The organism is Sphingomonas jejuensis, assembly GCF_011927695.1.
GTDB lineage: Bacteria > Pseudomonadota > Alphaproteobacteria > Sphingomonadales > Sphingomonadaceae > Sphingomonas_K > Sphingomonas_K jejuensis.
Genome location: NZ_JAATJE010000001.1, coordinates 1,831,480 through 1,854,656 on the forward strand (window position 1 = coordinate 1,831,480; position 23,177 = coordinate 1,854,656).

Below are 23,177 nucleotides of genomic sequence, written 5' to 3' on the forward strand. Positions count from 1 at the left end.
ACGCCGGAGGCCGGATCAGGCCTCCTGCGTGTCGTCCACCCAGTCCTCGTCGCGCCGCTTCCACGCGTTGCGCAGCGCACCGCCGACGATGCCGAAGCCGATGATCATCTGCACCCAGGTCGACGGTTCCGGCACCACGGGCACCGGGCCCGGATTCTCCGTCGGCGGCGGGTTGCCGGTGGTCGGCGGTCCGGGCACGATCGGAACGAAGCCGATCGGCGTCACCGGCACATAGGTGCCCGGGATCGACGGCTGGTTGCCCCCGGCGAGCGGCGGAAGCGCGCCCGGCTGATAGCTGACCGGCACCGCTTCCGGCGCGAAGCTGTTGCCCGTGAGCACGATGGGCGCATCGGGCGGACACTCGATGGCGGCAACGGCCGGCTGGATGCGCGGACGCGCCTGCGGACGCGCGATCTGACGCGGGGCACGCGCCGGCCGGGCAGCCGCGCGCGGCGCGGTGGCGCGGTGAACGGCCTGGCGAACCTCCGGCACCGCGACGGTCAGCGTTCCGGCGCCCGCGACGGGGCACACGCATGCCGCAATCAGCTTTGCCGCTCTGGACGCTACGATCTGGCTGAGCACCGTTTTCCTCCCTTTCAGACCCTTGTTTTAACGCGACAATCGGTGGTTTGCCCCATCCGAACAGGGTTACCGGGATCACGAATCTTGGTTACCCGACTACCCTGAATTGTATCGATTCGGCACATCTAAATTCCCTGGCCCCGATTCCCGGGCGCCACGCGGACGTTTCGGGATCGTGACAGTCGGTTAACGTCCGGCCGCCGGTCTTGATCCTGCACGGTTGCCATGCGGTGAAGCTTTGGTCCCCAACGGGGACGAATTGCGCGCGCCCGAGCCCTCGTCTATAGCCCGCGCCTCGCCATATCCGCCCGCGCGTGCCGGGCGGATCCCTCGTCTTTTTCGGGCGCCGCCGCCCCATGGAGCCAGCCCGCATGGCACGCCGCCGTCAGATCTACGAAGGCAAGGCCAAGATCCTCTACGAGGGTCCGGAGCCCGGCACGCTGATCCAGTATTTCAAGGACGACGCCACCGCGTTCAATGCGGAGAAGAAGGGCACGATCAGCGGCAAGGGCGTGCTGAACAACCGCATTTCCGAGCATGTCTTCACGCTGCTCGGCGGGATCGGCGTCCCCACCCACTTCATCCGCCGGCTGAACATGCGCGAGCAGCTGATCCGGCAGGTGGAGATCGTCCCCCTGGAGGTCGTGGTCCGCAACGTCGCGGCCGGATCCATCTCCAAGCGGCTGGGGATCGAGGAGGGCACCGCCCTGCCCCGCACGATCATCGAATATTACTACAAGGACGACGCGCTGCAGGACCCGCTGGTGTCCGAGGAGCACATCGCCTGCTTCGGCTGGGCCAACCAGGACGAGATGCACGACATCGCCGACATGGCGATCCGGGTGAACGACTTCCTGTCCGGGCTGTTCGCGGGCATCAATATCCGCCTGGTCGATTTCAAGCTGGAGTTCGGCCGGCTGTGGGAGAACGACTACAGCCGCATCATCCTGGCCGACGAGATCAGCCCGGACGGCTGCCGCCTGTGGGACATGACGTCGGGCGAGAAGCTGGACAAGGACCGGTTCCGCCGCGACCTGGGCGGCGAGGTGGAGGCCTATCAGGAGGTCGCGCGGCGCCTGGGGCTGCTGCCGGAGGGCGCGGACACGGCGGTGCTGGACCTGGAAACCCACCGCAAGCGGCGGGGCAAATAGGCCGTCAGCTCTTCACCCGCATGCCGCAGATGATGCCGAGCACAAAGGTGAGGAACAAGGCCAGCCGCACGTCCGCTTCGTAGGCGACCCAGCCAAAAGCCTCCCCGCCGAAGCTGAACAGGCCCACGAAGATGATGATGGCGATGGCGGCCATGGCGTCGGATTCCGGTTGATGGAACGCTTACCGTAACGCCGGTGGTTGAAGAATTGGTGAAGCCTGTGCGACAGGGCACGCGCCGGCCATGGCGGCCGGATTGCCGAGGAGCGGTACCCAGATGAAGGCGCTTGTTCACGTCACGCTGAAGCCGGGCGTGCTCGACCCGCAGGGTCGCGCGATCCAGCATGCCCTGGAGGGACTGGGCTTCCAAGGTGTCGAGGACGTGCGCGCCGGCCGGCTCATCGAGCTCCAGCTGGCCGACGACACCAGCGACGAGACCATCCAGGCGATGTGCCGCCAGCTCCTCGCCAACAGCGTCATCGAGACCTTCCGGGTGGAGCGCGCGTGAAAGCCGGCGTTATCGTCTTTCCCGGCTCCAACTGCGACCGCGACGTCGCGGTGGCGGTGGAGCAGGTCAGCGGCACCGCGCCGCAGATGCTGTGGCACGGCGACACCGACCTGCCCGACGGCATCGACCTGGTGGTGCTGCCCGGCGGCTTCACCTTCGGCGACTATCTCAGGTCGGGCGCGATCTCGGCACGCAGCCCGATCATGCGGGCGGTGGCCGCCGCCGCGGAGCGCGGCGTGCTGGTGTTCGGCGTGTGCAACGGGTTCCAGATCCTGACGGAGGCCGGGTTGCTGCCGGGTGCGCTGATGCGCAATGCAGAGCTCAATTATCTGTGCCGCGACGTGACGCTGACGGTGGGCACCGCCGACAGCCCGTTCACGCGCCGCTATGCCGCGGGTGAGACGCTGACCATCCCGATCGCGCACAACGACGGCAACTACACCGCCGACGACGACGTGCTCGATCGGCTCGAGGGCGAGGACCGGGTGGCGTTCCGCTACGCCGGCGCGGTGAACGGATCGGCGCGCAGCATCGCGGGCGTGATCGGCGGGCCCCGGCGCAACGTGCTCGGCATGATGCCCCACCCCGAACGCATGATCGAGGCCGCGCATGGCGGCGACGATGGCCGCCGGCTGTTCGAGAGCATGATCGCCGCGGTCGGCTGACGCCTGCGGTTCCACGCGGCGGCAAATGCCGCTAGAGCGGCGAGCGTGCGCGCCCGTAGCTCAGCTGGATAGAGCACATGCCTTCTAAGCCTGTGGTCGCAGGTTCGAATCCTGCCGGGCGCGCCATTTCGGTTCAAAGGCACGAACGCCTAGCACCGCCGCCTCTACGCCAGAGGCGGCGGTTAGGGTTCGGAGCAGCTCGCTCCGCAGCCCACGAATGCGGACCTCATTCCGGTTGACGACTTCCACGCGCTGCGCGACCGCGCGAACCTGATCGCGGGCGAACGTCCCGTCGTCGTTGCGCAACTTCTTGCGCAGGGCCGCCGCGAATGCGCGCAGGCTCTCCGGCGTGATCGCCGGACCGATCTTCACGATATGGGCGAGGGCGCGCTCCGAATCGCCCTTGGCCTGGTCCCGCGTGGTGGTCAGTTCGGCAATGCGATCTTTCAGCGATGGGTCGCTCACGTCGATGACGCCGTTCTCGATCGCATCATAGAGGCGCTTGAGCTTCGCTTCGGCCTCGGTCGCACGCCGTTCAAGATCGGCCACATGCTCGCGGCGCTGGTTCACCCACTCGTCGCGCCGTTCGAGGATCTGATCCATCAGAGCTTCGAGCCGCGCCGGGTCGAGCAACCGGGCTTCGAGATGATCGACCACGGCCTCATTGAGCCGGTCCATCGGCACGGTGATGCCGGGACAGCCGGTCGCACCCTGCCGCGCCTTCGTCGAGCAGGTGTAATAACGATACTCTCGCCCGACGCTGCTGGTGCCGGTGCGCAGCGTCATCGCGCCGCCGCAGCACGCGCAGAAACAGATGCCCGTGAGCAGCGTCGGGCCGCCTACCGCCATCGGCGGCATCATCTTCGGACTGCGCGCCTTGAGCGAGCGCTGGACGGCCTCGAACTCGGCCTCAGAGACGATCGGCGGCACTTCCATGACGGCGTGCTCGCTCTCCGGCTTCGGCGTCCTCGTCTTGTGGTCGCGGGTGTTGAAGCGGTGCTGGCCGATATAGGTCGTGCGGGTGAGCACCTGATGCACCGCGCCCAAGCCCCAGCGCCCGCCGTCGCGGGTGCGGATGTTGTTCTCGTTGAGCCATGTGGCGATCGACTTGAGACCCATCGGGCCGCGATTGTCGACGCCATTGAGCGCCATGCGGTAGATGCGCCGCACCGTCTCGGCCTGGAGCGGATCGACCTCCAGCTTCTTCTTGATCTTTGCCCCGCGCTCCCCGGCCGCAACGACGCGATAGCCGATCGGCGCGCGAGCGCCGTTCCAGAAGCCTTGCCGCGCGTTCTCCTTCATCGCGCGAAGGGTATGCTTGCCGTTCTCCTTCGACTGATACTCATCGAACAGCGTCATGATCTGACGCATCATCACGCTCATCGGATCGTCGCCTAAATCCTGCGTGATGGAGATCAGCCGCACGCCGTTCTTCGCCAGCTTGCGAACGTAGAACTCAAACTGGAACTGGTCGCGAAAGAACCGCGAGAAGCTGTGGACGAGAATGACGTTAAACGTCGGCGGCTTGACCATCGCCGCGTCGATCATCGCCTGGAAAGCGGGGCGACGATCATCGGTCGCCGTGTTGCCCGGCTCGACGAACTCCGCCGCAACCTCCCAGCCGCGCGACAGGCAATAGCCTTCAATCTGGCGGCGCTGGTCGGGGATGGACAAGTCACTGTCGGCTTGGCGGCCGGTCGAGACGCGCAGGTAGAGCGCCGCGCGGGCGGTCGCGGCGACCGACGCCTCATGCTCATCCTGTCGCAACGCGGCGCTGGTCATGACGCTTCACTCCTCACTTCACGGCAGCGGTCCGAACAGCTTGTCCAGCTCTTGCCGCATGTGGCCTTCGATCGCGCGCAACTCGGCGTCGCCGATCGGAACTTGCTCCGGCCAGTCGTCGGTGACGACGATCGGCCCGTCATCGGCGCACGCCCGGCGCGACACCCGGCGCGGTGCGACGGGATTGGCATAGTCGTGCAGGTCATCCGGGCACTCGGCCCAGCGACGAGGCGTGCGGCGACGGACTTTGCGAGGAAGGGCCATCCCGCCAAGCTGCCTTGCCGCTGCGCCGCGCACAAAGGCTCCATCCCGGCGTAGCGCAGATAGGGATGTGCGGCGGCGGGCGTCATGCTTTGCCCCACGGATCGACGACCGTTATCCCGCACTCGGCGAAGTCACGCACATTGCGAGTCGCCAGCCGCGCGCCGCGCGAGCGCACGATGGCGGCAATCTGCGCGTCGATCTGGCTGATCGGCTTGCCGCCCTGTTTCCGCCCGGCGGCAATCTCGGGATAGGCGCTGGCTGCGTCGGTATCGAACGGCAAGACACGCCCGGCCAGATCGACCTCGAACATCGGACGCGCGGCCGCCAGCAGGTCATCGCGGCGGCGTCCCTCGGGAAGCAGCGCCAGCCCGTAGAAGATTTCCGCCTGCGTCAAACTCGTCGTGAACACGCCCGCCATAGGCTGATCGGCTATCCACGCCATGACTTGCGGGTCAGGCTCGCGTCGCATCAGCTCGGAAATGACGTTGGTGTCGAGGACGATCATTCGCCGAAGTCCACGGGCAGCCGGATCGCCTCGCGCGGAACGTCAGGCAGATCGACGCCGCCCAACTCGCCGAAGCGCTCGTTGATGGCCTGGCCCAGATTGCGAGGGCGTGGGATTTCGGTCGAGAGCGCCGAGCGCAAGATGTCGCGGGCTTCGTCTTCCATCGAACGGCCGTGCATCGCAGCGCGCAGCCGCAGCCGATTTTTGATTGCATCGTCGATGTTTCGGATCGTCATGACCGCCATGTTGATCTCCATAAGTCAATGACTGCATATTAGTCGATGGTGATGAAAATTTCAAGGTCAGGGTTGGCGCCTCCCTGCGGGACCGCCGCCCTATCTCCGCTGCGCTTCGACCGAGCCCCTGACGGGTCTCGTCCCATGCGGGTGACGACCGGACTGGCCTAGGGCGCTCTGGCGCCCATCGGTCAATCCGCCGCGCGGATTGCGGTTCTTCCATGCTGCGGAGATCGGGCCAGGGTGCGCCGGCCCGATCGCTTTTGGTCGTTGCACTCCCCGTCGATGGGGTGGGCGTCGCTTCCCTTTAGGCCCGCCGCGCCGGGCCGCAACGCGCGTGCCGCGCTTACCTCCTCTTCGTTCCGGTCCTTACGGATGCTGCCCGGCTCCGTCGGCGGGCCTGCCGGTCGCTCTTTCGCCGCCCACCCCATTCCGGGGTGTGTGTGGTTTTAGAAGGAGAACTGTGATGAACGCTGCTAGTCAAACCGCAGCCGTGGAGCCGGTGTCGGGGGTCGAGATTTTCGTGCCGCTCGCCAAGCTCAAGAAGTCGCCGCGCAATGCCCGCAAGGTGCCGCACGGGGAAGCCGCTATCGAGGCGCTGGCCGCTTCGATCCAGCACAAGGGGCTGATCCAGAACCTTGTCGTGGAGCCGGAGACCAAGGAGGACGGGACGCCGACCGGCTATTATCTCGTCACCGCTGGCGAAGGCCGCAGGCTGGCGATGCTGCTGCGCGCCAAGCGCAAGCAGATCAAGAAATCGGAACCTGTCCGCTGCTGGCTGGATACGCAGAACGACCCGTCCGAGATCAGTCTGGACGAGAACGTGACCCGGACGCCGATGCACCCCGCCGATCAGTTCGAGCGGTTCGCGGAGCTTTCCAACGACAAAGGTTGGGGCGCGCAGGAGATCGGCGCGCGGTTTGGCGTCTCGGCGGGCGTGGTGAAGCAGCGGCTTCGCCTTGGTGCCGTGTCGCCCAAGCTGTTGCAGGTCTATCGGGAGGATGGCCTTACGCTGGACCAGTTGATGGCCTTCGCGATCACCGAGGACCATTCGCGGCAGGAGCAGGTTTTCGAGAATCTGCATCACAACCGCGAGCCGTGGATCATCCGGCGCGACATGACCGCGAACAATGTGCCCGGCGATGATCGGCGCGCGGTGTTCGTCGGGGCGGATGCCTATGTCGAGGCGGGCGGCAACATCATCCGCGACCTGTTCAGCGAGGACCGGGGCGGGTTCTTCGAGGATGCGGGCTTGCTCGACACGCTCGCCGCCGAGAAGCTGCGGGAGGTTGCCGAGCAGGTGCAGGCCGAGGGCTGGAAATGGGCCGAGGCGCATATCGACTATCCCCACGCCCACGGGATGCGGCGCTTCTATCCGCAGTCGGTTCCCCTGTCCGACGAGGACGAGGCGCGGCTGGAGGCGCTGTCCACCGAGCATGACGAGCTTGCCGAAGGCTATTCGTCCTATGACGAAATGCCCGAGGACGTGGCGGCAAAGCTGGAGGCGGTGTCCGACGAAATCGACGCCATTTCCGAGAGGCGGTCCGCCTACGACGGCAACGTGATCGCGCATGGCGGCGCGTTCGTGGTGCTTCACCATGACGGCAGCGTCAGGGTCGAGCGCGGTTTCGTCCGTCTCGAGGACGAGGCGCAGGCGGACCCGCAGCCCGAACCGAACGCCGAAGGCGACGCGACCGACCCGCAGGCCGGGGAGGATGAGCAGCCGGAGGACGGCGACGAGGACGTGCAGGACGTCGAGGAGGACGAGGAACCGGGCAAGCCGATTTCCGACAGCCTCACCCGCGACCTGTCCGCCTATCGGACGCTGGCGCTTCGCGTGGCCTTGGCCGACCAACCCGACATGGCGTTGATCGCGCTGACCCACACGCTCACCGCGCAACTGTTCTACAGCTATGCGGAGGCGGGTTGCCTTGAGGTCCGCCCGACCGTGACGCCCCTTGGCAGTCATGCGGACGGGATCGAGGATACGCCCTTGGCGGCGCGGTCGAGCGAGCAGCACGAGGCTTGGGCCGAACGGATGCCGCGCGACGTGGCGGACCTGTGGGGCTTCATCGTCGGGCTGGACGACGAGAAGCGGCTGGCGCTGCTGGCGCATTGCGCGTCCCGCACCGTCAACGCCCTGCGGTTGCCGTGGGACCGCAAGCCTCGGACGCTGCAAACGGCGGACAGGCTGGCGACTGCGTTGGCGCTGGACGTGACCAAGGACTGGACCCCGACCGTGGACAGCTACCTTGGCCGCGTCACCAAGGCCCATATCGTGGAGGCCGTCGCCGAAGGCGTGTCCGAGGACGCCGCCCGCCGTATCGCGGACATGAAGAAGCCGGACATGGCGCAGGCTGCCGAGCAGCTTCTGGCCGGGATCGGCTGGCTTCCCACCGTGCTGCGGACGCCGAAGGCGGAAACGGAGCAGCCCGCGACCGTCGAGGCCGAAGCGTTCGAGCCGCAGGACGCGGACGAGCAAGACGCCTACGCCGTCGCCGCTGAATAGCGGGAATGGGCCGGGGCCGCGCAAGCGGTCCCGGCTTTCCTTCGGAACCCAAGAAAATTTGCGGCCGCGCCCCTAACCGGGCGCGGCCGCTTGGCGTCGGCTCCGCTGCGCCCGTCACTCAGCGGCGCGGGCGCGCGTGGCGATCTGCTCAGAGAGGGCGTCGCGCGATGCCAGTTCGACAGAGTGTTCACCCATCCCGTGGGTGGGGTCGCGGTTGGCGATAAGCTCGCATCCAAGCGGTCAGGATCTTCCACCGTGGCGCTGACAGGCCCCGCCTTCCGTCTTGGGTGGCGCGCTGCCGGTTTGCCGTCTTATGTCAGTGTGACGGGGTTCGGGCGCTGAGAGCGGACCCGGTTCGAGCTGGTTCGGCCGGATACGCCGTATGGGTTCGGCAGTGTGGGGCCGCCATAGCATTCCATCCTCGCATCGGCGCGACCGCATGGCCTCTCGATTGGCTTGATCTAACCGGGGCCGGCTTCGCCTTGCTCGGCCTGGCGCAACGTCGCCGCGCGACTTTTTTCCGCCGCCTTCGGCTTTGCATCGCGAAGCAAATAAGCCGCGCGCCGCCATCCTCCGCTGCGCTGCGGCCGCAAGCGGTGCGCGTCCGATCATCCCCGCTTCACCGATCGCCATCGAGGCCGCGGCAGTCGCGGTCCGAAAGCGAAAGGAACTTCGAAATGGCGATCATCGGCACCTTCACCCAGGCGGACAACGGCACCTTCACCGGCACCATCACCACCGCGACCCTCAAGCTCAAGGCGACCCTCCGCCCCATCGGCATCGAAGGCGACAAGGCGCCCAACTACCGGCTTCTGATCGGGACGGTCGAATGCGGCGCAGGTTGGAAGAAGACCAGCCGCCAAGAACGCGACTACATCTCGGTCAAGTTCGACGATCCGACCTTCCCGGCGCCGATCTACGCCACCTTGTCGGAGACCGACACCGCCGGCGAATACGCGCTCATCTGGTCTCGCTGACCTCAGCGGCGCCCCCGCTCCACCGGAGCGGGGGCGCCTCACGGGTTGAACTAAACGGCCAATCGGATGGCATCGGGGCGCATTGCGCAGCGTGCCGATATTATCGGGCAATCATCATATCCGATATGCCGGTCCAGCGCCTGGCCGTGACGACGCGCTAAACCTCGGCCCGTCCCGCCGTGATGCGAAATCAATCGACAATAGGCAGGCATTGGTGCAGAATGGTGCAAAGAGGTGCACAGTGGCGAAGGCGAAGCAACAAAAGCGATTCACCGTGTCTCTCGACAACGATGATTACAACACTCTGCGCGCTATCGCCGAAAGCCACCGTCCGGCACTAAAACTGCAATATGTTGTGAACGTTGCAGTTAAGAACCTACTAGAGCGGCACGCCGCACGGCAACTCACTTTTCCGCTGGACGATTAATCTATGGCGGGGCTGCGCTTCATTGACCTGTTCGCGGGACTTGGCGGTTTTCACCAAGCATTGGAGCGTCTTGGGCACACATGCGTGTTTGCGTCCGAACTCGATCCTGCGCTCGCAGACCTTTACAAAAAGAACTTCGATATTCGTCCTCATGGCGATATTCGCGAAGCCCATGCAGAAGTGCCGCCGCATGACATTCTGTGTGCAGGCTTTCCTTGCCAACCCTTCTCGAAAGCGGGCGACCAACTCGGTTTCGATTGTCCTCAGTGGGGCGATCTTTTCGACTACGTTCTAACGATCCTTGATACCCATAAGCCGGCCTATCTGCTGATTGAAAACGTGCCGAACCTGATACGGCACGATGAAGGCAAGACGTGGGAGAAGATCAAAGGCAGGCTGGAAGCGCTTGAATACAAGGTCGATCTCGGGAAGCTATCACCCCATATGTTCGGCGTTCCACAGGTGCGAGAGCGCGCTATCATTGTTGGCGCGCGGGGCGGACTGGATCACTTCTCATGGCCGACCGCTACCCATCGTCCCGATGAAATCAACATCAAGAGTGTCCTTGACGAGAACCCGGAGGAAGCCCGGAAGCTTGGTCCGAAATTCATTGAATATCTTGAGACATGGCAGGGGTTGATCGCCCAATTGCCGAAGGAGGAGGAACTCCCCTCATTCCCTATTTGGGCAATGGAGTTCGGAGCAACCTACCCGTATCGGGATATGACGCCGCACGAGCTTGGCTTTGCTGAGATTGCGTCCTTCAAGGGGGCGCTTGGATGCTCCTTGAAGGGGCTTGGGGCCGACGAGGTCAAGGCAGCCTTGCCCGCATACGCGCGGGACGAAGGCAAGCGCTTCCCGGATTGGAAGCAGCAGTTCATTCGCCAGAATCGCGACTTTTATAAGCGCCATAAGGCGGTGATTGATCCTTGGCTTCCCCGGATCAAGGAGTTTGCCCCGAGCTTCCAGAAGCTGGAGTGGAATTGGAAAGGCGGGCCGCGTGACCTGTGGCAGGCGGTCATCCAGTTCCGGGCATCGGGGATACGCGCAAAGCGCCCGACCGCCGCTCCCTCGCTGGTGGCCCTGACGACAAGCCAGGTGCCGGTGATCCCGTGGGAGCGCCGCTATATGACCATGCGTGAATGCGCGCGACTCCAAAGCATGGGAAAGCTGCCCAATCTGCCCGATAGCCAGACCGCCGCTCACAAGGCGCTCGGCAATGCCGTCAACGTGGACGTCATCGCCGCCGTGGCTACGGTCCTGCTCCTTCCTCCCGCTGAATCAGGCACAGCAGAGCCTATGACAGGCGCTCGGGAGGAGGAGGATAGCCTTGCAGCCTGAGACAAGCGCGACCGAGGAGATCACGGCCGTCGCAATCCGGCCGGGCGTCAGCGTTCTCTCCATCCTGCGGCACCTGAACTACAAGACATGGTTCGCCTTGGCCGAGTTCGTGGACAACGCGGTTCAGAGCTACCTCGTCAACAAGGACCGGCTGGAGGCCCTGCATGGCCCGGATTTCCGGCTGAAGGTGGAGATCATCGTCGAGCAGGCGGCGCCGTCGCGCATCATCATCCGTGACAATGCCGCAGGCATAGCCTTGCAGGACTTCCCCCGCGCTTTCCGTCCCGCTGCGATCCCGCCGGAACGTGGGGGGTTATCCGAGTTCGGCATGGGGATGAAAAGCGCAGCCTGCTGGTTCGCGCCGCGCTGGTCCGTGCGCACCAAAGCCCTCGGCGATCCGATGGGACGTATGGTGAGATTCGACGTTGCGAAGATCGTTCGTGACGAGATCGAGGAGTTGGAGATTGAAGCCGCTCCCATCAAGGCGAGCGCTCACTTCACCGAGGTCGTCCTTGAGCAGCCCTACCATCTTCCGACCGGGCGCACGGTCTCCAAGATCAAGGATCACCTGACCGACATATACCGGGTTTATCTGCGCGATGGCCTGCTCGAGCTTCGCTTGAACGGCGATCCTCTCAACTATGTCTCCCCGCGCATCCTCACTGCCCCTTACGTTCGCAAGCCGGAAGACGGGCCCAAGCTGTGGCGGCGGGAGATCAGCTTTGATCTCGGCGGCGGCCTCTCGGCTCATGGCTTTGCCGCCCTCATGGACCCGATGAACACCAACCGTTCGGGCTTCGCGCTTTTCCGGCGCGGCAGGCTGATCGAAGGCAGCGGCGATGAGGGATACCGGCCCGCGTATATCTTCGGCCAGCCGGGCAACTTCCGCTGGCGGAGGCTCTTTGGCGAGCTTCACCTTGAAGGGTTCGAGGTCAGCCATACCAAGGACGGCTTTCGCTGGGACGAGAATGAGCGACCATTCCTTGAACTGCTGCGGGAGGAGCTTGATAGCGACGACCTGCCCCTTCTCCGGCAGGCCGATCTGCACCGCGTTCAGGCTCCCCGCAACGAACTCGCCGACGCCGCCCAAAAAGCCATCGCCAGGACGGTCGAGGCCATGCAGGCGACCTTGCCCGGCGCATTGCCGGGCCTCGCGAGCGAGCAGCCGGTCGAAACGCGCGAGGCTCCATTGGAGCCTGAACCGTCCTTAGCGAAGCGCGAGTTGGCTATCCATTTCCGCGACCAGAAATGGCTGCTTCAGATCGAACTGACGAATGATCCCGCGCAGGCGGACTGGCTGGCGGTGAGCGACCAGCCTGCCCGGCAGGACGGCGTGCAGGTGCTTGAGATTAGGCTCTCACTCATTCACCCATTCATGGTCAGCTTCGCGCAAACTGATCCTGACGGTGTGGAAGCCCTGCTTCGCGTCGCGGCAGGCTTGGCTCTTTCGGAGAAGCTGGCGCGTGGCGTCGGCCTAAAGCAGGCAGGCACCATTCGCCGGAACCTGAATGAGCTGTTGCGCGCAGCTCTCGCCAAGCCATAGGTTGAGAAATGTCCAGTGGATCAGCAGTAGTCACTCCCCTTGATCCCCCGCGCCAGCCGGGTGCCAACTGGAATCCTCACATCGGCGAGGAAGCGAGGGAGCTAGTCTTCAGGAAGCTTGCTCACGAAAGCCAGGACGCGAAGGATGCAGTCCTGAGTTCCGCCGCATCAATTCTATCGAAAGCTGTCGATCCGCAGGCCGATTCGGGCAGCGAAACCGGCCTCGTCGTGGGCTATGTCCAGAGCGGCAAGACCTTATCGTTCACGACCGTCATGGCGCTCGCGCGCGACAACGGGTTCCAACTCGTCATCGTGGTGGCGGGCATATCGAAACTGCTGCTCAAGCAATCCACCGACCGTCTCCGCAAGGATCTCCAGATTGAGGAGATCGAGGGATCGCTCCAATGGAAGCTCTACACCAATCCTGCCGACAACGAGACCAACCGGCGGCATATCCAGCAGACCCTGGCCGAATGGTCCGATCCTGATGTTGCGCAAAGCGAGCGAGCAACCGTTCTCATCACCGTGATGAAGAACCATAGCTGGCTTCGCAAGCTATTGGGTCTGCTACGCCATCTCGACCTTTCCGGCGTGCCAACCCTCATCATCGACGACGAGGCCGATCAAGCAAGCCTGAACACACTTGTCCGGCAGCAGCGGCAGAGCCCGACGTATCAGCGCTTGCTCGATGTGCGGGATGCGATCCCGCACCATACCTTCCTGCAATATACCGCCACCCCCCAGGCACCACTGCTCATCAACATCATCGACGCGCTCTCGCCGGGCTTCGTTGAGGTGTTGGAGCCGGGCACCGGATATGTGGGCGGACAAGCCTTCTTCTCCGGTAACATGCCGCTCATCAGGGTGATCGACCCGCTAGATATCTCGACGGACGACAATCCCCTTACTGATCCGCCCGAGCCGCTTTGCGAAGCGCTGCGCGTCTTCCTGCTCGGGGTAGCGGCCGGACTCGTTGAAGGTCAGAGCGCCCGCAATCCGCGCCGGTCCATGCTTGTCCATCCATCGCAGCGGACGGACTCCCACGCTGAATACTGGCGATGGATCAGCGCAATGTTCGACGATTGGCAGCGGGTGCTGGAGTTGCCCGATGGCGATGCCGACAAGCAGGACTTGTTGGATGAGTTTCGGCGGGATTACGGCGAACTTACCGATACGGTGGATGGCCTGCCTTCATTCGACGACTTGGCAAGGCGGCTTCCAAGGGCGTTCCGCAAGACTAAGATTGAGCAGGTCAACGCGCGCGCGGGCCAAACGCCTGAGATAGACTGGAGCCAGTCCTACGGCTGGATACTGGTTGGCGGACAGGCGATGGATCGCGGGTTCACCGTCGAGGGCTTAACCGTCACTTATATGCCCCGCGGCCCCGGCATGGGCAATGCCGACACGGTGCAGCAGCGCGGTCGCTTCTTCGGCTACAAGCAGAGATATCTAGGCTTCTGCCGTATCTACCTTGAGCAGGACGCCCTCAACGCCTTTGAGGACTATGTGGCACATGAGGAAGACATGCGCCGACAGCTTCAGGACGTGCAACGCAGCGGCCAGCCTCTTAGCGCGTGGAAGCGCGCATTCGTCCTCTCGCCCGATCTTCAGGCGTGCCGGCGCAATGTCATTAACTACGACTACGTGCGGGGCAATTATTCCGATCAATGGTTCTATCCCGGCGTCGCGGAAGCCCCTGAGGAGGTGCTGGATGCGAACCGCGCAACGACCGCGCAGTTCCTCGCAGGCGTCCCGCTTACGGCTGATCCTGATCTTGCCGGTCGAGAGCCTGCGCAGCGGCACAAGGTGGCTCGTGGCCTTTCTCTTGCACAGGTCGTCAGCGACCTAATCGTGCCGTTCAGGGTCACGGGCGCGTCGGACTCACGCAATCTCGTCGGCCTGATGCTCCAGCTTTCCAAGGCGCTGGAGGACAATGGTGACGAGCAATGCACCATCTACCATGTCAGCCCCGAGTTTGCCCGCTCCCGTGCCATCGACGCCAATGGCAAAATCAACGAGTTGTTCCAGGGCGCGACGCGGCTGGCGTCGGGCGGGTATAGCTATCCCGGCGATGCGGCCTTCCGCGACGACGATACTGTGACGATCCAACTCCACACTCTCCAGCTTCGTCGCGGCGACACCGTGGTCGTTGAGAACGTGCCCATCATCGCCATCTGGATTCCACGGCGGTTGGAAGTGGATTGGGTCTCGCAGCACCAGCGCGAGCAGGATGACTGACGTTTCTCTCGCCGAGTTGCTGGCCTCGATCGAGCCTCTTGCGCATGGCGCGGACGAGGGGTCGTTCAGGGTGCGGGCGATCCCGGGCTATGAACGTCACTACGTGGGTCGCAACGCTGCCGGGCAACCAAGCCTGCTGCTTGGCAGTGCTGCCGGTGTTTTCCATGCGCCTGTGCGGCTGGCGATGCTTGAGGCCCGCTTCGGCAACCGGCATCGTATCCACCCGGTAGACGGAGAGCAGCGCGAGGAGTTGCTATCCGTCATCACATGCACCTCGCACGACGCCCAGGCGCAGGCGTATTTCCTGCATGTGTGCAGCACGATCCTTCGCATCTTGGGGCCAATCCCCTCCCTGCATGACATCGTGCAGGTGGTTCAGCGCTTGATCGAACTGTTCCGGCGACTGGCGCGCCCGGCATCACGCTCGCTCAACGGACTGCTCGGCGAACTCTTCCTGATCGCGGTCAGCCGGAACGTGGAGGCATCGGTCGCGGCTTGGCGAAGCTCCGACATCGACCGCTTCGACTTTTCAGTTGGCAACGTGCGCCTTGACGTGAAAGCGTCAGCGGAGCGGCTGCGCGCTCATCACCTTTCCGCTGAGCAATGCCAGCCGCCAACAGGGACGATCGGGCTACTCGCCTCGCTTTTCATCGAAGGGAGCGGCGGGGGGCAATCGCTGCGCGAACTCGTTGCCGCGATCGAGGCTGCACTGGCAGGCCGTGACGATCTGATCCTGAAGGTTCAGGAAACCATCGCTGAGTCGCTGGGTGAGAGCCTGCCGACCGCGATGGGCGCGCGGTTCGATGACCGCTTGGCGCTCGCTTCGCTCCGCTTCTACGACTTGGCGACGGTGCCCGCGATCCGGGGCGGTGTGCCGCATGAGGTTAGCCAAGTCCATTTCCGCTCTGACCTGTCACGCACTGAGCCGCTTAGCGGAACTGCCTTGCAACTGATCTCCGAGACAGCGAGTCAATTCCTGCCTCGATAGTTGCTTGGGGCGCCGCCCCCAGCGCCCTCCGGAGCGGCTTCCGCCCAGCTTCCTCCACGCTTCGCGTTCCGTGCAGCCGGTTCCCCGCGAAGCCGCCCACTCCGGTTGCACCCCCGGTCTCGCCGACGGGCAGGGTTTCAGCGCGGCGCTCCGCTGCGCGGAAACCCAAGCCCAAGGAGGCCAAAATGCACTATCAGCTTGCCACCCGGTTCGGCCGGAACGCCCATCAGATCAGCGGCCTGGAGCCGCTCGACAACGAGGCGCTCTATCGGCACGTCCCTTCGATCTTCGCCCGCGAGGCACACGACAGCCGTTCGGATCGCTACGTCTATGTCCCCACCATCGACATCGTGGAGGGGCTGCGCCGGGAAGGATGGTCGCCGTTCTTCGCGGTGCAGTCGGTGCCGCGCGACGGTTCGCGCCACGGCCACGCCAAGCACATGCTGCGCCTTCGCCGGGATGACGGAATCGGCAAACCGGAGGCCGCCGAAGTCATCATCGTGAACAGCCACGATGGCACGTCTGCCTATCAGATGTTCGCGGGGATGCTGCGTTTCGTCTGCACCAATTCCATGATCGCGGGCGAGCGGTTCGAGGAGGTCCGCGTGCCGCACAAGGGCAACATTGAGCACGACATTATCGAGGGCGTGTTCACCGTCGCCGAAGACTTCCCCCGGCTGATCGACGCCAGCGAGTCGATGAAGGCGATCCAGCTTTCCGAGGACGAGCAGCGCTTGCTCGGCGAGGTCAGCCTTGTTGCCCGCTATGGCGATGACGAAAGCCCTGTCCGCCCCGAACAGATCATCGAACCGCGCCGCCGCGAGGATGTGGACCGCAGCCTGTGGACCACGTTCAACGTCATTCAGGAGAATGTCGTGCGGGGCGGATTGCAGGGCCGCAAGCGCAACGCCGAAGGTCGTATCCGCCGCAGCCAGACGCGCGCCATCAACGGCATCGACCAGAACGTGACGCTCAATCGCGCGCTCTGGACGCTGGCCGAAGGGATGCAGCGTCTCAAAGCAGCATGATCCGAACCGCCGCAGGGCCGGAGTTTCCGGCCCTGCGGCTTTGCTATTTTTGCGCCGATCCGCTGCGCCGGATCGGCGGCGGCCGCGCGTCTCAAGGTCCGCGCGGCCGCTATAGTGCTCGCCGGGCTGACGCCCGGCTCGCGCAGGTGGTGGTCAAATCGGCCACTTCATTCTATGAAGCCGACGGGCCGCTACGCGGCGGCCTGGGGCGTGGAAACCCCTGAATATTCGGTTGGGCGCCGGCCGTGACGGCGCCGCCATCCTTGACCACATGGTCGGGGAGCCTGTGACGTATACAACAGGCTTCCGGGCTAAAGGTCATAGGGACCGAGATATTCCGGTTTTCCAACTCCCCGACTACGGGTCTAGGAGCTGTTTGCGGGGGCGCACCGCAAACCAGCAGCTCCATGAGTGATCGTCGAGCAATGCGGATTGCGCGCGCAGTTATGCCGAGCAAGCGCATCGAAAATGCTTCGCCATGAGGCTATTAGTTAACGTGGCGAAGACTTGGGGGCATCATGGACGACAACAGTTTTGATGATCGAGCACCCGATTCCTCACAGCTCACCAGCTACGATGAGGGACATCTAATCGCTTACCTCCGCCTCCTAGATGCGGAAGCGGACGGGGCCGATTGGCGGGAGATCGCCGCAGTAATCTTCGGCATCGACGTGGCGACCGAGCCTGATCGCGCGAGGACTATGCACGAAAGCCATCTTGCGCGCGCACGATGGATGACCGAAATCGGATACGCGCATCTGCTCGGCTCAGATCGGCCGCTAAACCGTTAAGATTTAAGTCCAATTCGGACCTATTCGCGGCGCCTTCGCTGCACGGTTGTGCGCGGCCTTTGCGCTATCCCGGCCAAGACAACCGGAAGATGTTGCGCTCCTGAAATCCGCATTATGCGGTTGGGAGAATGCAATGCCGACGCCGCCAGGGCGTCGCCAGCGGCGCGTCGGCGGACTGCCCGACGCACTCGGGCGCGCCGATTTAGCCGCCGAATTTTTAAGCCGAAACCGCACCTATCGCGCCGAACACGAGCAGATGCAGCAACGCATCGCCGTCGGCGCCGTCACGCAGAAAGCCGCCGAGGCGGCATTCGCGCGGCGATGGGGGTTATCCTTTCGCCACTGCGCCAGATAACCTCTCGCAGCCGGTTCCGTGGCGGCCTGAGCTGACTGCCGTCACGGTCATACTCGACGCCGCGCCGGACGGATTCGAGGCGGCGGCCGCAGTCGATCCGCGCACGATCGGCACGCTACTTTTGGACGAGGCCGGTATCGAAGGCCGTCATGTGATCGTCGCCGATGCGGCCGGCGAGCATCGGCTGTGGCTGCGCGATCCGCAGCCCGGCCAACCGCTCGCCGCCGTCATCCCGCTCGACAAGGATTTCCTCACGCGGATCGCAAGTCTGTTGCGCTTCCAACGTCGCCTGCTCGGCCGGGCGGCGGGGCCGCTGCCGCGTGGCTGGCCGCTCACCGCCTACCGGCTGGCACGCCTCGACCTTATGCTGCGCGCGCTCGACCTGCGCGACTGCGGCGCGACCTATCGCCAGATAGCGGCCGAGCTGGGGCGCGAGGATGCGACCAAGCTATCTGCAAGCGACTGGAAGATGTCCGCCTCGCGTTCATTCGTCGTGCGGCTGGTCCGCGACGGCATCGCCATGATGAACGGCGACTACCGCAAACTGCTCCGAATCCGCTGATCCGAGCCCTTCCGGCGATGCTCCGCAGGGGGTGGTCGCATCCGTGCAGCCGCACATCTTCATACCCCACCCGACCGCGCCGATTCTGACAATTACGCCTCCTGCCGCCACCGCCCGCAGGAGCCGTCACTTGTCCGATACGCCCGCCAACTTGCCGCCCCGCTTCCTGCGAACACCGGAAGCCGCTCGCTTTCTCGGCCTTTCCGGCCGCACTCTCGAAAAGCACCGCTATTTCGGGACCGGGCCGGCCTACCGCCGGATCGGCGGCCGCGTCGTCTATTCCGTCGATGACCTGCGCGCCTGGGCCGACATCGGCATCAAGCATTCGACCTCCGATCCGGGGCAGGACGACCTCATGCCTCGCGCGGATTCGGCTATCGCCCGGAGCCGGCGATGAGCGTCCCGCCGTCCCCCATGCGCCACCGCCAGCCGTCCGACGATGGCATGACCCGCGTCGAAGTGACGTGGATCGAGAAGCGGATCGAGCACTGGATCAGGTTCGGTCGCGTCGCCGTGGACGAGATCGTGGACCGCCGCCGCCGCATCGTCCGCTTCCGTCCCGGCGCCATCTTTGCGTTCGTCCGCTGGGCGGCGAACGACTACGGCACGGTCAGCTCGCGCATCGACATCGTGCGTGCGGTCGGCGCCGGGGAGCCCTTCACGACGCTGCCGTTCGTCCGGCCGGGCGGCGACATCCTGCTCAAGATCGAGGGGTGGCCGAAGGTTAGCCAAGTTCTCGCCGCGATCGACGCGACCGAGGCTGCCGGCGTCGATCCCTGCGACGCCGCGCCCGATCATTGGCGGCACGTCCACAACCGCATCGCCGCCGGGCATCAGCCGCGTCCCTACACACTGGAGCGTCATCGCGCCTGGCTCAAACGTCGGGAGATCGAAGGATGACGCGCCGTGGATGGACCATCGCGACGGTCTCTATCGCGTCGCTGTTCGGCGCGTCGTTCGCAGCCGTGGCGGTGTTCGACCCGCTTCCGCGCCTCGTCTGGAACGCCAGCGCGAGCGCGCCGATCGGGTTCTATCGGATAGAGCCGTTGTCCGATCTGCCGCACGGCGCGCTGGTCGCCGTGACGCCGCCCGCGCCGCTGGCGCGCTGGCTGGCGGAGCGCGGCTATCTCGGCGAGCGAGTGCCTCTGTTGAAGCATGTCGTGGCCAAGCCCGGGCAGCGCGTGTGCAGGATTGGCGCCATCGTGAGCGTGGATGGGCGGCCCGTCGTCGTCGCCCGGCAGCGTGACGGCCGGGGCCGCCCACTGCCGGTCTGGCAAGGCTGCCGCACGCTGCGCGCCGGCGAGCTGCTGATGCTCAACCCCGACCACGCCGACAGCATGGACGGTCGCTATTTCGGTCCGCTGCCCGCCTCGACCGTGCTCGGCCGCGCCGTCCCGATCCTCACCCGCGACTCCCCGACCGCGCCGCTCACTTGGCGCTGACCCGCTTTTCCGCCTGCCAAACCAAAGGAGATCATCATGCAGATCGGCAGCTTCTTCCGCACTGCCAACGGCTACGAAGGCATCATTGAGACGGCGACGCTCGACATCCGCATCTCGATCGTTCCGGCCGAGCCGAGCGATGCCGACAAAGCGCCGGACTGGCGCGTCCATCGCGGCGACGGGGGCGAAGGCCCGGAGATCGGCGCCGGCTGGAATGAGAGCGGCGAGCGTGCCGGAGATTACGTCTCGCTGCGCATCGACGATCCCGCCTTCGCGCAGCCGATACGCGCCGCGCTGTTCCAGAACGGCAACGACAAGTCGGCTTGGTCGCTGCGCTGGAACCGCCAACCGAAGTCGCGCGAGCAGGACTGAGCCCGTGCGCTTTACCCTCATCCCTTTGTTCGCGGGAAGACCGTCTCATCCCTCCGTCCCGCTCGGTCGCAGGCCGGCCGGGGCGCGCAGCGAAGGTCAAGGGCGGCGGAAGGCCGGCGCTCCGCGCGCACCCTTTACCGCAGCGAGCACGCTGGCAGGCTGGCGGCGGCACGGAGTCGGATCGGCGCTGGCGCTTGCCGTCCTCCTGCTGTCCGGCAGCCCGCCTGCCCCGGTGATGGCGCAGGAGATGCCGGCCGCGCGATCGGCGGCCGTCCATCCCTATGCCGCACATGTCGCCGACGCCTCGCGGCGGTTCGGCATCCCCGAGGCGTGGATATGGGCGGTGATGCGCGTCGAGAGCGGCGGCAATGCCCGCGCCGTCTCGCGCGCCGGGGCGATGGGCTTGATGCAGATCATGCCCGCGACCTGGGCGGGCCTACGCACCCGCTACAGCCTCGGCCCCGATCCGTTCGACGTGCGCGACAACATCATGGCGGGCGCAGCCTATCTGCGCGAGATGCACGACCGCTACGGCAACGCCAGCGCGATGCTGGCGGCCTATAATGCGGGACCGGGCCGCTATGACGACTTCGTGTCGCGCGGGCGTCCGCTGCCTGCCGAGACGGTCGGCTATCTCGCCCAGCTCGCGCCGATCACCGGCGGATCGGGCGCGGTGGAGGTGGCGGTAAGCGCGCCACCTGATCCCTTCGCCTGGCGCCGCGCCGCACTGTTCGTCCGCACCGCAAGCGCCGCTCCAGATGCCGTTGATGTGCGGTCAAGCAACGGCGAAGATGCGTCTGAGCCGCAGTCCGATGGCCTGGACTCCGGCGATGTTCGCGCTACCGATCCGTCCGCCAGTGAGCCGCGCGACACGCTGTTCGTGTCCCGCGCCCGCGCGGGCCGACCGCAATGATCGGCCTGTCGCCCCCTGCATCCGTCCGAAGCAGCATAGTGGCTGGGGAGGAGGAGGAAAACGGCAGGGACAGACGAGGGCAAGATATAAGCCGCACCCCGTTTCGCCGAAAAGCCGGGGCTTTTCCGTGGCTTCACGCGGGGGCGTCGGTCGGCGCCCGTGCCGCGCGGAAGGAAAAAGCCAAAAATATCAACGCGCCGAACGGCACCACGGGCAGGTTTCGGCGGAAATCGGCCCGGCCATGAGCGAGGACGGCGAGTTCCGCGTCCGGCCGGGCAAGGCCAAGCGCAGCAAGTCTCAAGGCCGCAACGCGCGCGGCCTGGTCGCCGAGGTGCTGCGCGTTGCGTCGATCCACAGCGGCGGCCGGCGCGGCGGCGCCAATGGTGTTCGTCGAAGCCAGTCCAGTTTTGGGCGGGGCCGCACGGCGTTCGCGCGCAATCGCCTGTTCGGTTCGGGCCGGCGTGTGATGGTGAAGATGCTGCCCGTCACCACCCGCAGCCGGGGGGGACGGCGGATGGCGCCGCTGTCGGCGCACATCGCCTATCTCAAGCGCGAAGGCGTCACGCGCGACGGCTCGCCGACGCGCATGTTCGACGCAGAGGGAGATCGCGCCGACGATCGCGGCTTCGCCGAGCGGTGCAAGGACGATCGGCATCATTTCAGGGTGATCGTGTCGCCGGAGGACGCGGCCGAGCTGACCGACCTGCGCGACTACACCCGCGACCTCATGCGCCAGATGGAGGCGGACCTTGGAACGCGGCTCGATTGGGTCGCGGTCGATCATTGGAACACCGATAATCCCCATGTTCATCTGCTGGTGCGAGGGCGCTCCGATCAGGGCGGCGACCTCGTCATTTCGCGCGATTACATCAGCCACAATCTGCGATCGCGCGCCGAGGAGCTAGCCTTCGCCGAGCTGGGACCGAAGCCGGAGCATGAGGTTCAGCGGGCGCTGGACCGGGAAGTGTCGGCGGAACGCTGGACCCGGCTCGATACCGAAATCCGGCGCGCCGCCGACGAACTCGGCGTGATCGATCTTCGGCCGGAACGTCCCGGCCCGGACGATCCGCGCCTTCGCCGCTTGATGATCGGACGGTTGCAGAGACTGGAGAAAATGGGTCTGGCCGCCCAGGGCGCACCCGGTCAGTGGGCGCTCGCGGACGCCGCGCAAATGCGGCTGCGCGAACTGTCCGCACGCGGCGACATCATCCGCACCATCGGCGCCGCCTTGAAGGCGCAGGGTCGCGACCGGCCGCTAGACAGCTATTCGACGATCACCGGCCCGCCCGCCAAGCCGATCGCCGGCCGGTTGATCGACAAGGGATTGCACGACGAGCTGACGGGCGCCGCCTATGCGGTGATCGACGGCGCGGACGGCCGCACCCACCATGTCAGGCTCCCTGGCATCGAGGCGCTGGAGCACAGCCCCGCGCTCGGCGGCATCGTCGAGGTGAGAGCGATCCAGCGCCCCGGCGCCGACACCCCCACGCTGATCCTCGCCACGCGATCCGACCTCGACCTCGCCGCGCAACGCGACGCCCCTGGCGCGACGTGGCTCGATCATCGTCTGATCGAGCGCGGAGCGGGCGTCGCCGACACCGGATTTGGCGGCGAAGTCCGCAAGGCGATGGACGCCCGAACGGATCACCTCGTCAGCCAAGGCTTGGCCCGCCGGTTCGGCGATCGGACGGTGTTCGAGCGCGGTCTGATCGAGACGCTGCGGCGCCGCGAGCTGGACGCCGTCGCCAGGCGGATCGGCGGTGAAACCGGCCTGACCTATCGACCTGCGGCGGCTGGAGAGAAGATCGCCGGCGTTGTCCGCCAGCGCCTCGCGCTCACCTCCGGCCGCTTCGCCATGATCGACGACGGCCTAGGCTTCCGATTGGTCCCCTGGGCGAGCGGACTCGAACAGCGGCTGGGGCGGCAGGTGACGGGGGTCGTCCGCGCGGGCGGCGGCGTCGACTTCGCGCTCGGCCGCCATCGCGGCCTCGGCCGCTAAAC

Annotated in this window: 27 protein-coding genes and 1 tRNA gene; 22 read left to right on the top strand and 6 right to left on the bottom strand. The window is 65.5% G+C overall.

The window, feature by feature from the left end; translation table 11 throughout:
* Positions 1-15 precede the first annotated feature (15 nt).
* Positions 16-582 (bottom strand): PEPxxWA-CTERM sorting domain-containing protein, encoded by a 567-nt coding sequence (locus GGR88_RS09215; protein WP_167954200.1) that lies wholly within the window; start codon positions 580-582, stop codon positions 16-18.
* 371 nt (positions 583-953) lie between these two features.
* On the opposite strand from GGR88_RS09215, the gene purC reads away from it, so the two are divergent.
* The gene (gene purC / locus GGR88_RS09220) at positions 954-1,733 is read left to right on the top strand and encodes a phosphoribosylaminoimidazolesuccinocarboxamide synthase (protein WP_167954201.1); all 780 of its coding nucleotides are present in this window, start codon (positions 954-956) and stop codon (positions 1,731-1,733) included.
* A 4-nt stretch (positions 1,734-1,737) separates the two neighbouring features.
* On the opposite strand, the gene GGR88_RS09225 is transcribed toward purC, so the two are convergent.
* Complete coding sequence (locus GGR88_RS09225) at positions 1,738-1,887, bottom strand: hypothetical protein (RefSeq protein WP_167954202.1); 150 nt, start codon at positions 1,885-1,887, stop codon at positions 1,738-1,740.
* A gap of 121 nt (positions 1,888-2,008) precedes the next feature.
* On the opposite strand from GGR88_RS09225, the gene purS reads away from it, so the two are divergent.
* The 3 genes from purS (at position 2,009) to GGR88_RS09240 (ending at position 3,030) form a co-directional block, all read left to right on the top strand.
* Positions 2,009-2,239 carry a phosphoribosylformylglycinamidine synthase subunit PurS gene (gene purS / locus GGR88_RS09230; protein ID WP_167954203.1) on the top strand — a complete coding sequence of 77 codons (231 nt, stop codon included), beginning with the start codon at positions 2,009-2,011 and terminating at the stop codon, positions 2,237-2,239.
* Positions 2,236-2,904 carry a phosphoribosylformylglycinamidine synthase subunit PurQ gene (gene purQ, locus GGR88_RS09235; RefSeq protein WP_167954204.1) on the top strand — a complete coding sequence of 223 codons (669 nt, stop codon included), beginning with the start codon at positions 2,236-2,238 and terminating at the stop codon, positions 2,902-2,904. Before purS ends, purQ begins: the two co-directional genes overlap by 4 nt.
* Before the next feature lie 49 nt (positions 2,905-2,953).
* A tRNA-Arg gene (locus GGR88_RS09240) sits at positions 2,954-3,030 on the top strand.
* Here the strand turns inward: GGR88_RS09240 and GGR88_RS09245 are convergent.
* The 4 genes from GGR88_RS09245 to GGR88_RS09260 are packed head-to-tail and all read right to left on the bottom strand — an operon-like array spanning position 2,989 to position 5,712.
* Complete coding sequence (locus tag GGR88_RS09245) at positions 2,989-4,686, bottom strand: recombinase family protein (protein ID WP_167954477.1); 1,698 nt, start codon at positions 4,684-4,686, stop codon at positions 2,989-2,991. The two genes, GGR88_RS09240 and GGR88_RS09245, sit on opposite strands and share 42 nt — an antisense overlap.
* Before the next feature lie 18 nt (positions 4,687-4,704).
* Positions 4,705-4,983 (bottom strand): hypothetical protein, encoded by a 279-nt coding sequence (locus tag GGR88_RS09250; protein ID WP_209023230.1) that lies wholly within the window; start codon positions 4,981-4,983, stop codon positions 4,705-4,707.
* Positions 4,984-5,032: 49 nt separating this feature from the next.
* Positions 5,033-5,455 (bottom strand): type II toxin-antitoxin system VapC family toxin, encoded by a 423-nt coding sequence (locus GGR88_RS09255; protein WP_167954205.1) that lies wholly within the window; start codon positions 5,453-5,455, stop codon positions 5,033-5,035.
* Positions 5,452-5,712: a FitA-like ribbon-helix-helix domain-containing protein gene (locus GGR88_RS09260; RefSeq protein ID WP_167954206.1), complete on the bottom strand. Its 261-nt coding sequence runs from the start codon at positions 5,710-5,712 to the stop codon at positions 5,452-5,454. Before GGR88_RS09260 ends, GGR88_RS09255 begins: the two co-directional genes overlap by 4 nt.
* A gap of 445 nt (positions 5,713-6,157) precedes the next feature.
* On the opposite strand from GGR88_RS09260, the gene GGR88_RS09265 reads away from it, so the two are divergent.
* The 18 genes from GGR88_RS09265 to GGR88_RS09350 all read left to right on the top strand — a co-directional run bounded on the left by GGR88_RS09265 (position 6,158) and on the right by GGR88_RS09350 (position 23,175).
* Positions 6,158-8,200, top strand: a complete 2,043-nt coding sequence (locus tag GGR88_RS09265) for a ParB/RepB/Spo0J family partition protein (protein ID WP_167954207.1) — start codon at positions 6,158-6,160, stop codon at positions 8,198-8,200.
* A gap of 677 nt (positions 8,201-8,877) precedes the next feature.
* Positions 8,878-9,177 (top strand): DUF736 domain-containing protein, encoded by a 300-nt coding sequence (locus GGR88_RS09270; RefSeq protein ID WP_167954208.1) that lies wholly within the window; start codon positions 8,878-8,880, stop codon positions 9,175-9,177.
* 241 nt (positions 9,178-9,418) lie between these two features.
* Positions 9,419-9,604: a hypothetical protein gene (locus GGR88_RS09275; protein WP_167954209.1), complete on the top strand. Its 186-nt coding sequence runs from the start codon at positions 9,419-9,421 to the stop codon at positions 9,602-9,604.
* Positions 9,605-9,607: 3 nt separating this feature from the next.
* Positions 9,608-10,945 carry a DNA cytosine methyltransferase gene (locus GGR88_RS09280; protein ID WP_167954210.1) on the top strand — a complete coding sequence of 446 codons (1,338 nt, stop codon included), beginning with the start codon at positions 9,608-9,610 and terminating at the stop codon, positions 10,943-10,945.
* Positions 10,935-12,488, top strand: a complete 1,554-nt coding sequence (locus GGR88_RS09285; protein ID WP_167954211.1) for an ATP-binding protein — start codon at positions 10,935-10,937, stop codon at positions 12,486-12,488. The genes GGR88_RS09280 and GGR88_RS09285 overlap by 11 nt, the downstream gene beginning before the upstream one ends.
* Positions 12,489-12,496: 8 nt before the next feature.
* Positions 12,497-14,725: a Z1 domain-containing protein gene (locus tag GGR88_RS09290; protein WP_167954212.1), complete on the top strand. Its 2,229-nt coding sequence runs from the start codon at positions 12,497-12,499 to the stop codon at positions 14,723-14,725.
* Entirely contained in the window at positions 14,718-15,713 is a 996-nt protein-coding gene (locus GGR88_RS09295; RefSeq protein ID WP_167954213.1) for a PD-(D/E)XK motif protein, read from the top strand. The genes GGR88_RS09290 and GGR88_RS09295 overlap by 8 nt, the downstream gene beginning before the upstream one ends.
* A 185-nt stretch (positions 15,714-15,898) precedes the next feature.
* The gene (locus GGR88_RS09300) at positions 15,899-16,741 is read left to right on the top strand and encodes a DUF932 domain-containing protein (protein ID WP_167954214.1); all 843 of its coding nucleotides are present in this window, start codon (positions 15,899-15,901) and stop codon (positions 16,739-16,741) included.
* Positions 16,738-16,965 carry a hypothetical protein gene (locus tag GGR88_RS09305; protein ID WP_167954215.1) on the top strand — a complete coding sequence of 76 codons (228 nt, stop codon included), beginning with the start codon at positions 16,738-16,740 and terminating at the stop codon, positions 16,963-16,965. The genes GGR88_RS09300 and GGR88_RS09305 overlap by 4 nt, the downstream gene beginning before the upstream one ends.
* Positions 16,966-17,259: 294 nt before the next feature.
* Positions 17,260-17,532 carry a DNA -binding domain-containing protein gene (locus GGR88_RS09310; RefSeq protein WP_167954216.1) on the top strand — a complete coding sequence of 91 codons (273 nt, stop codon included), beginning with the start codon at positions 17,260-17,262 and terminating at the stop codon, positions 17,530-17,532.
* A 133-nt stretch (positions 17,533-17,665) separates the two neighbouring features.
* Positions 17,666-17,887, top strand: a complete 222-nt coding sequence (locus tag GGR88_RS09315; protein ID WP_167954217.1) for a transcriptional regulator domain-containing protein — start codon at positions 17,666-17,668, stop codon at positions 17,885-17,887.
* Positions 17,888-17,936: 49 nt separating this feature from the next.
* Complete coding sequence (locus tag GGR88_RS09320) at positions 17,937-18,449, top strand: DUF2285 domain-containing protein (protein ID WP_425338479.1); 513 nt, start codon at positions 17,937-17,939, stop codon at positions 18,447-18,449.
* 130 nt (positions 18,450-18,579) lie between these two features.
* Entirely contained in the window at positions 18,580-18,846 is a 267-nt protein-coding gene (locus tag GGR88_RS09325) for a helix-turn-helix transcriptional regulator (RefSeq protein WP_167954218.1), read from the top strand.
* Positions 18,843-19,349 carry a DUF2840 domain-containing protein gene (locus GGR88_RS09330; protein WP_167954219.1) on the top strand — a complete coding sequence of 169 codons (507 nt, stop codon included), beginning with the start codon at positions 18,843-18,845 and terminating at the stop codon, positions 19,347-19,349. Before GGR88_RS09325 ends, GGR88_RS09330 begins: the two co-directional genes overlap by 4 nt.
* Positions 19,346-19,891: a S26 family signal peptidase gene (locus GGR88_RS09335; protein WP_167954220.1), complete on the top strand. Its 546-nt coding sequence runs from the start codon at positions 19,346-19,348 to the stop codon at positions 19,889-19,891. Before GGR88_RS09330 ends, GGR88_RS09335 begins: the two co-directional genes overlap by 4 nt.
* Positions 19,892-19,927: 36 nt before the next feature.
* A complete protein-coding gene (locus GGR88_RS09340) occupies positions 19,928-20,263 on the top strand; it encodes a DUF736 domain-containing protein (RefSeq protein WP_209023232.1) in 336 nt (111 codons plus the stop codon).
* A gap of 235 nt (positions 20,264-20,498) precedes the next feature.
* Positions 20,499-21,176, top strand: coding sequence for a lytic transglycosylase domain-containing protein (locus GGR88_RS09345; protein WP_209023233.1), 678 nt, complete (start codon positions 20,499-20,501; stop codon positions 21,174-21,176).
* A 241-nt stretch (positions 21,177-21,417) separates the two neighbouring features.
* Positions 21,418-23,175 carry a relaxase/mobilization nuclease domain-containing protein gene (locus GGR88_RS09350; protein ID WP_167954222.1) on the top strand — a complete coding sequence of 586 codons (1,758 nt, stop codon included), beginning with the start codon at positions 21,418-21,420 and terminating at the stop codon, positions 23,173-23,175.
* Positions 23,176-23,177 lie beyond the last annotated feature (2 nt).

Excerpts from the sequence above, each read along its gene's own strand:
- GGR88_RS09330 (WP_167954219.1), top strand. The coding sequence starts at position 18,843 with ATGAGCGTCCCGCCGTCCCCCATGCGCCACCGCCAGCCGTCCGACGAT.
- GGR88_RS09245 (WP_167954477.1), bottom strand. The coding sequence starts at position 4,686 with ATGACCAGCGCCGCGTTGCGACAGGATGAGCATGAGGCGTCGGTCGCC.
- GGR88_RS09225 (WP_167954202.1), bottom strand. The coding sequence starts at position 1,887 with ATGGCCGCCATCGCCATCATCATCTTCGTGGGCCTGTTCAGCTTCGGC.
- GGR88_RS09290 (WP_167954212.1), top strand. The coding sequence starts at position 12,497 with ATGTCCAGTGGATCAGCAGTAGTCACTCCCCTTGATCCCCCGCGCCAG.
- GGR88_RS09280 (WP_167954210.1), top strand. The coding sequence starts at position 9,608 with ATGGCGGGGCTGCGCTTCATTGACCTGTTCGCGGGACTTGGCGGTTTT.
- GGR88_RS09260 (WP_167954206.1), bottom strand. The coding sequence starts at position 5,712 with ATGGAGATCAACATGGCGGTCATGACGATCCGAAACATCGACGATGCA.
- GGR88_RS09310 (WP_167954216.1), top strand. The coding sequence starts at position 17,260 with ATGGACGACAACAGTTTTGATGATCGAGCACCCGATTCCTCACAGCTC.
- GGR88_RS09270 (WP_167954208.1), top strand. The coding sequence starts at position 8,878 with ATGGCGATCATCGGCACCTTCACCCAGGCGGACAACGGCACCTTCACC.
- GGR88_RS09335 (WP_167954220.1), top strand. The coding sequence starts at position 19,346 with ATGACGCGCCGTGGATGGACCATCGCGACGGTCTCTATCGCGTCGCTG.
- GGR88_RS09350 (WP_167954222.1), top strand. The coding sequence starts at position 21,418 with ATGAGCGAGGACGGCGAGTTCCGCGTCCGGCCGGGCAAGGCCAAGCGC.
- GGR88_RS09255 (WP_167954205.1), bottom strand. The coding sequence starts at position 5,455 with ATGATCGTCCTCGACACCAACGTCATTTCCGAGCTGATGCGACGCGAG.
- purS (WP_167954203.1), top strand. The coding sequence starts at position 2,009 with ATGAAGGCGCTTGTTCACGTCACGCTGAAGCCGGGCGTGCTCGACCCG.
- GGR88_RS09315 (WP_167954217.1), top strand. The coding sequence starts at position 17,666 with ATGCCGACGCCGCCAGGGCGTCGCCAGCGGCGCGTCGGCGGACTGCCC.
- GGR88_RS09295 (WP_167954213.1), top strand. The coding sequence starts at position 14,718 with ATGACTGACGTTTCTCTCGCCGAGTTGCTGGCCTCGATCGAGCCTCTT.
- GGR88_RS09340 (WP_209023232.1), top strand. The coding sequence starts at position 19,928 with ATGCAGATCGGCAGCTTCTTCCGCACTGCCAACGGCTACGAAGGCATC.
- purC (WP_167954201.1), top strand. The coding sequence starts at position 954 with ATGGCACGCCGCCGTCAGATCTACGAAGGCAAGGCCAAGATCCTCTAC.
- GGR88_RS09265 (WP_167954207.1), top strand. The coding sequence starts at position 6,158 with ATGAACGCTGCTAGTCAAACCGCAGCCGTGGAGCCGGTGTCGGGGGTC.
- GGR88_RS09345 (WP_209023233.1), top strand. The coding sequence starts at position 20,499 with ATGGCGCAGGAGATGCCGGCCGCGCGATCGGCGGCCGTCCATCCCTAT.
- GGR88_RS09300 (WP_167954214.1), top strand. The coding sequence starts at position 15,899 with ATGCACTATCAGCTTGCCACCCGGTTCGGCCGGAACGCCCATCAGATC.
- GGR88_RS09305 (WP_167954215.1), top strand. The coding sequence starts at position 16,738 with ATGATCCGAACCGCCGCAGGGCCGGAGTTTCCGGCCCTGCGGCTTTGC.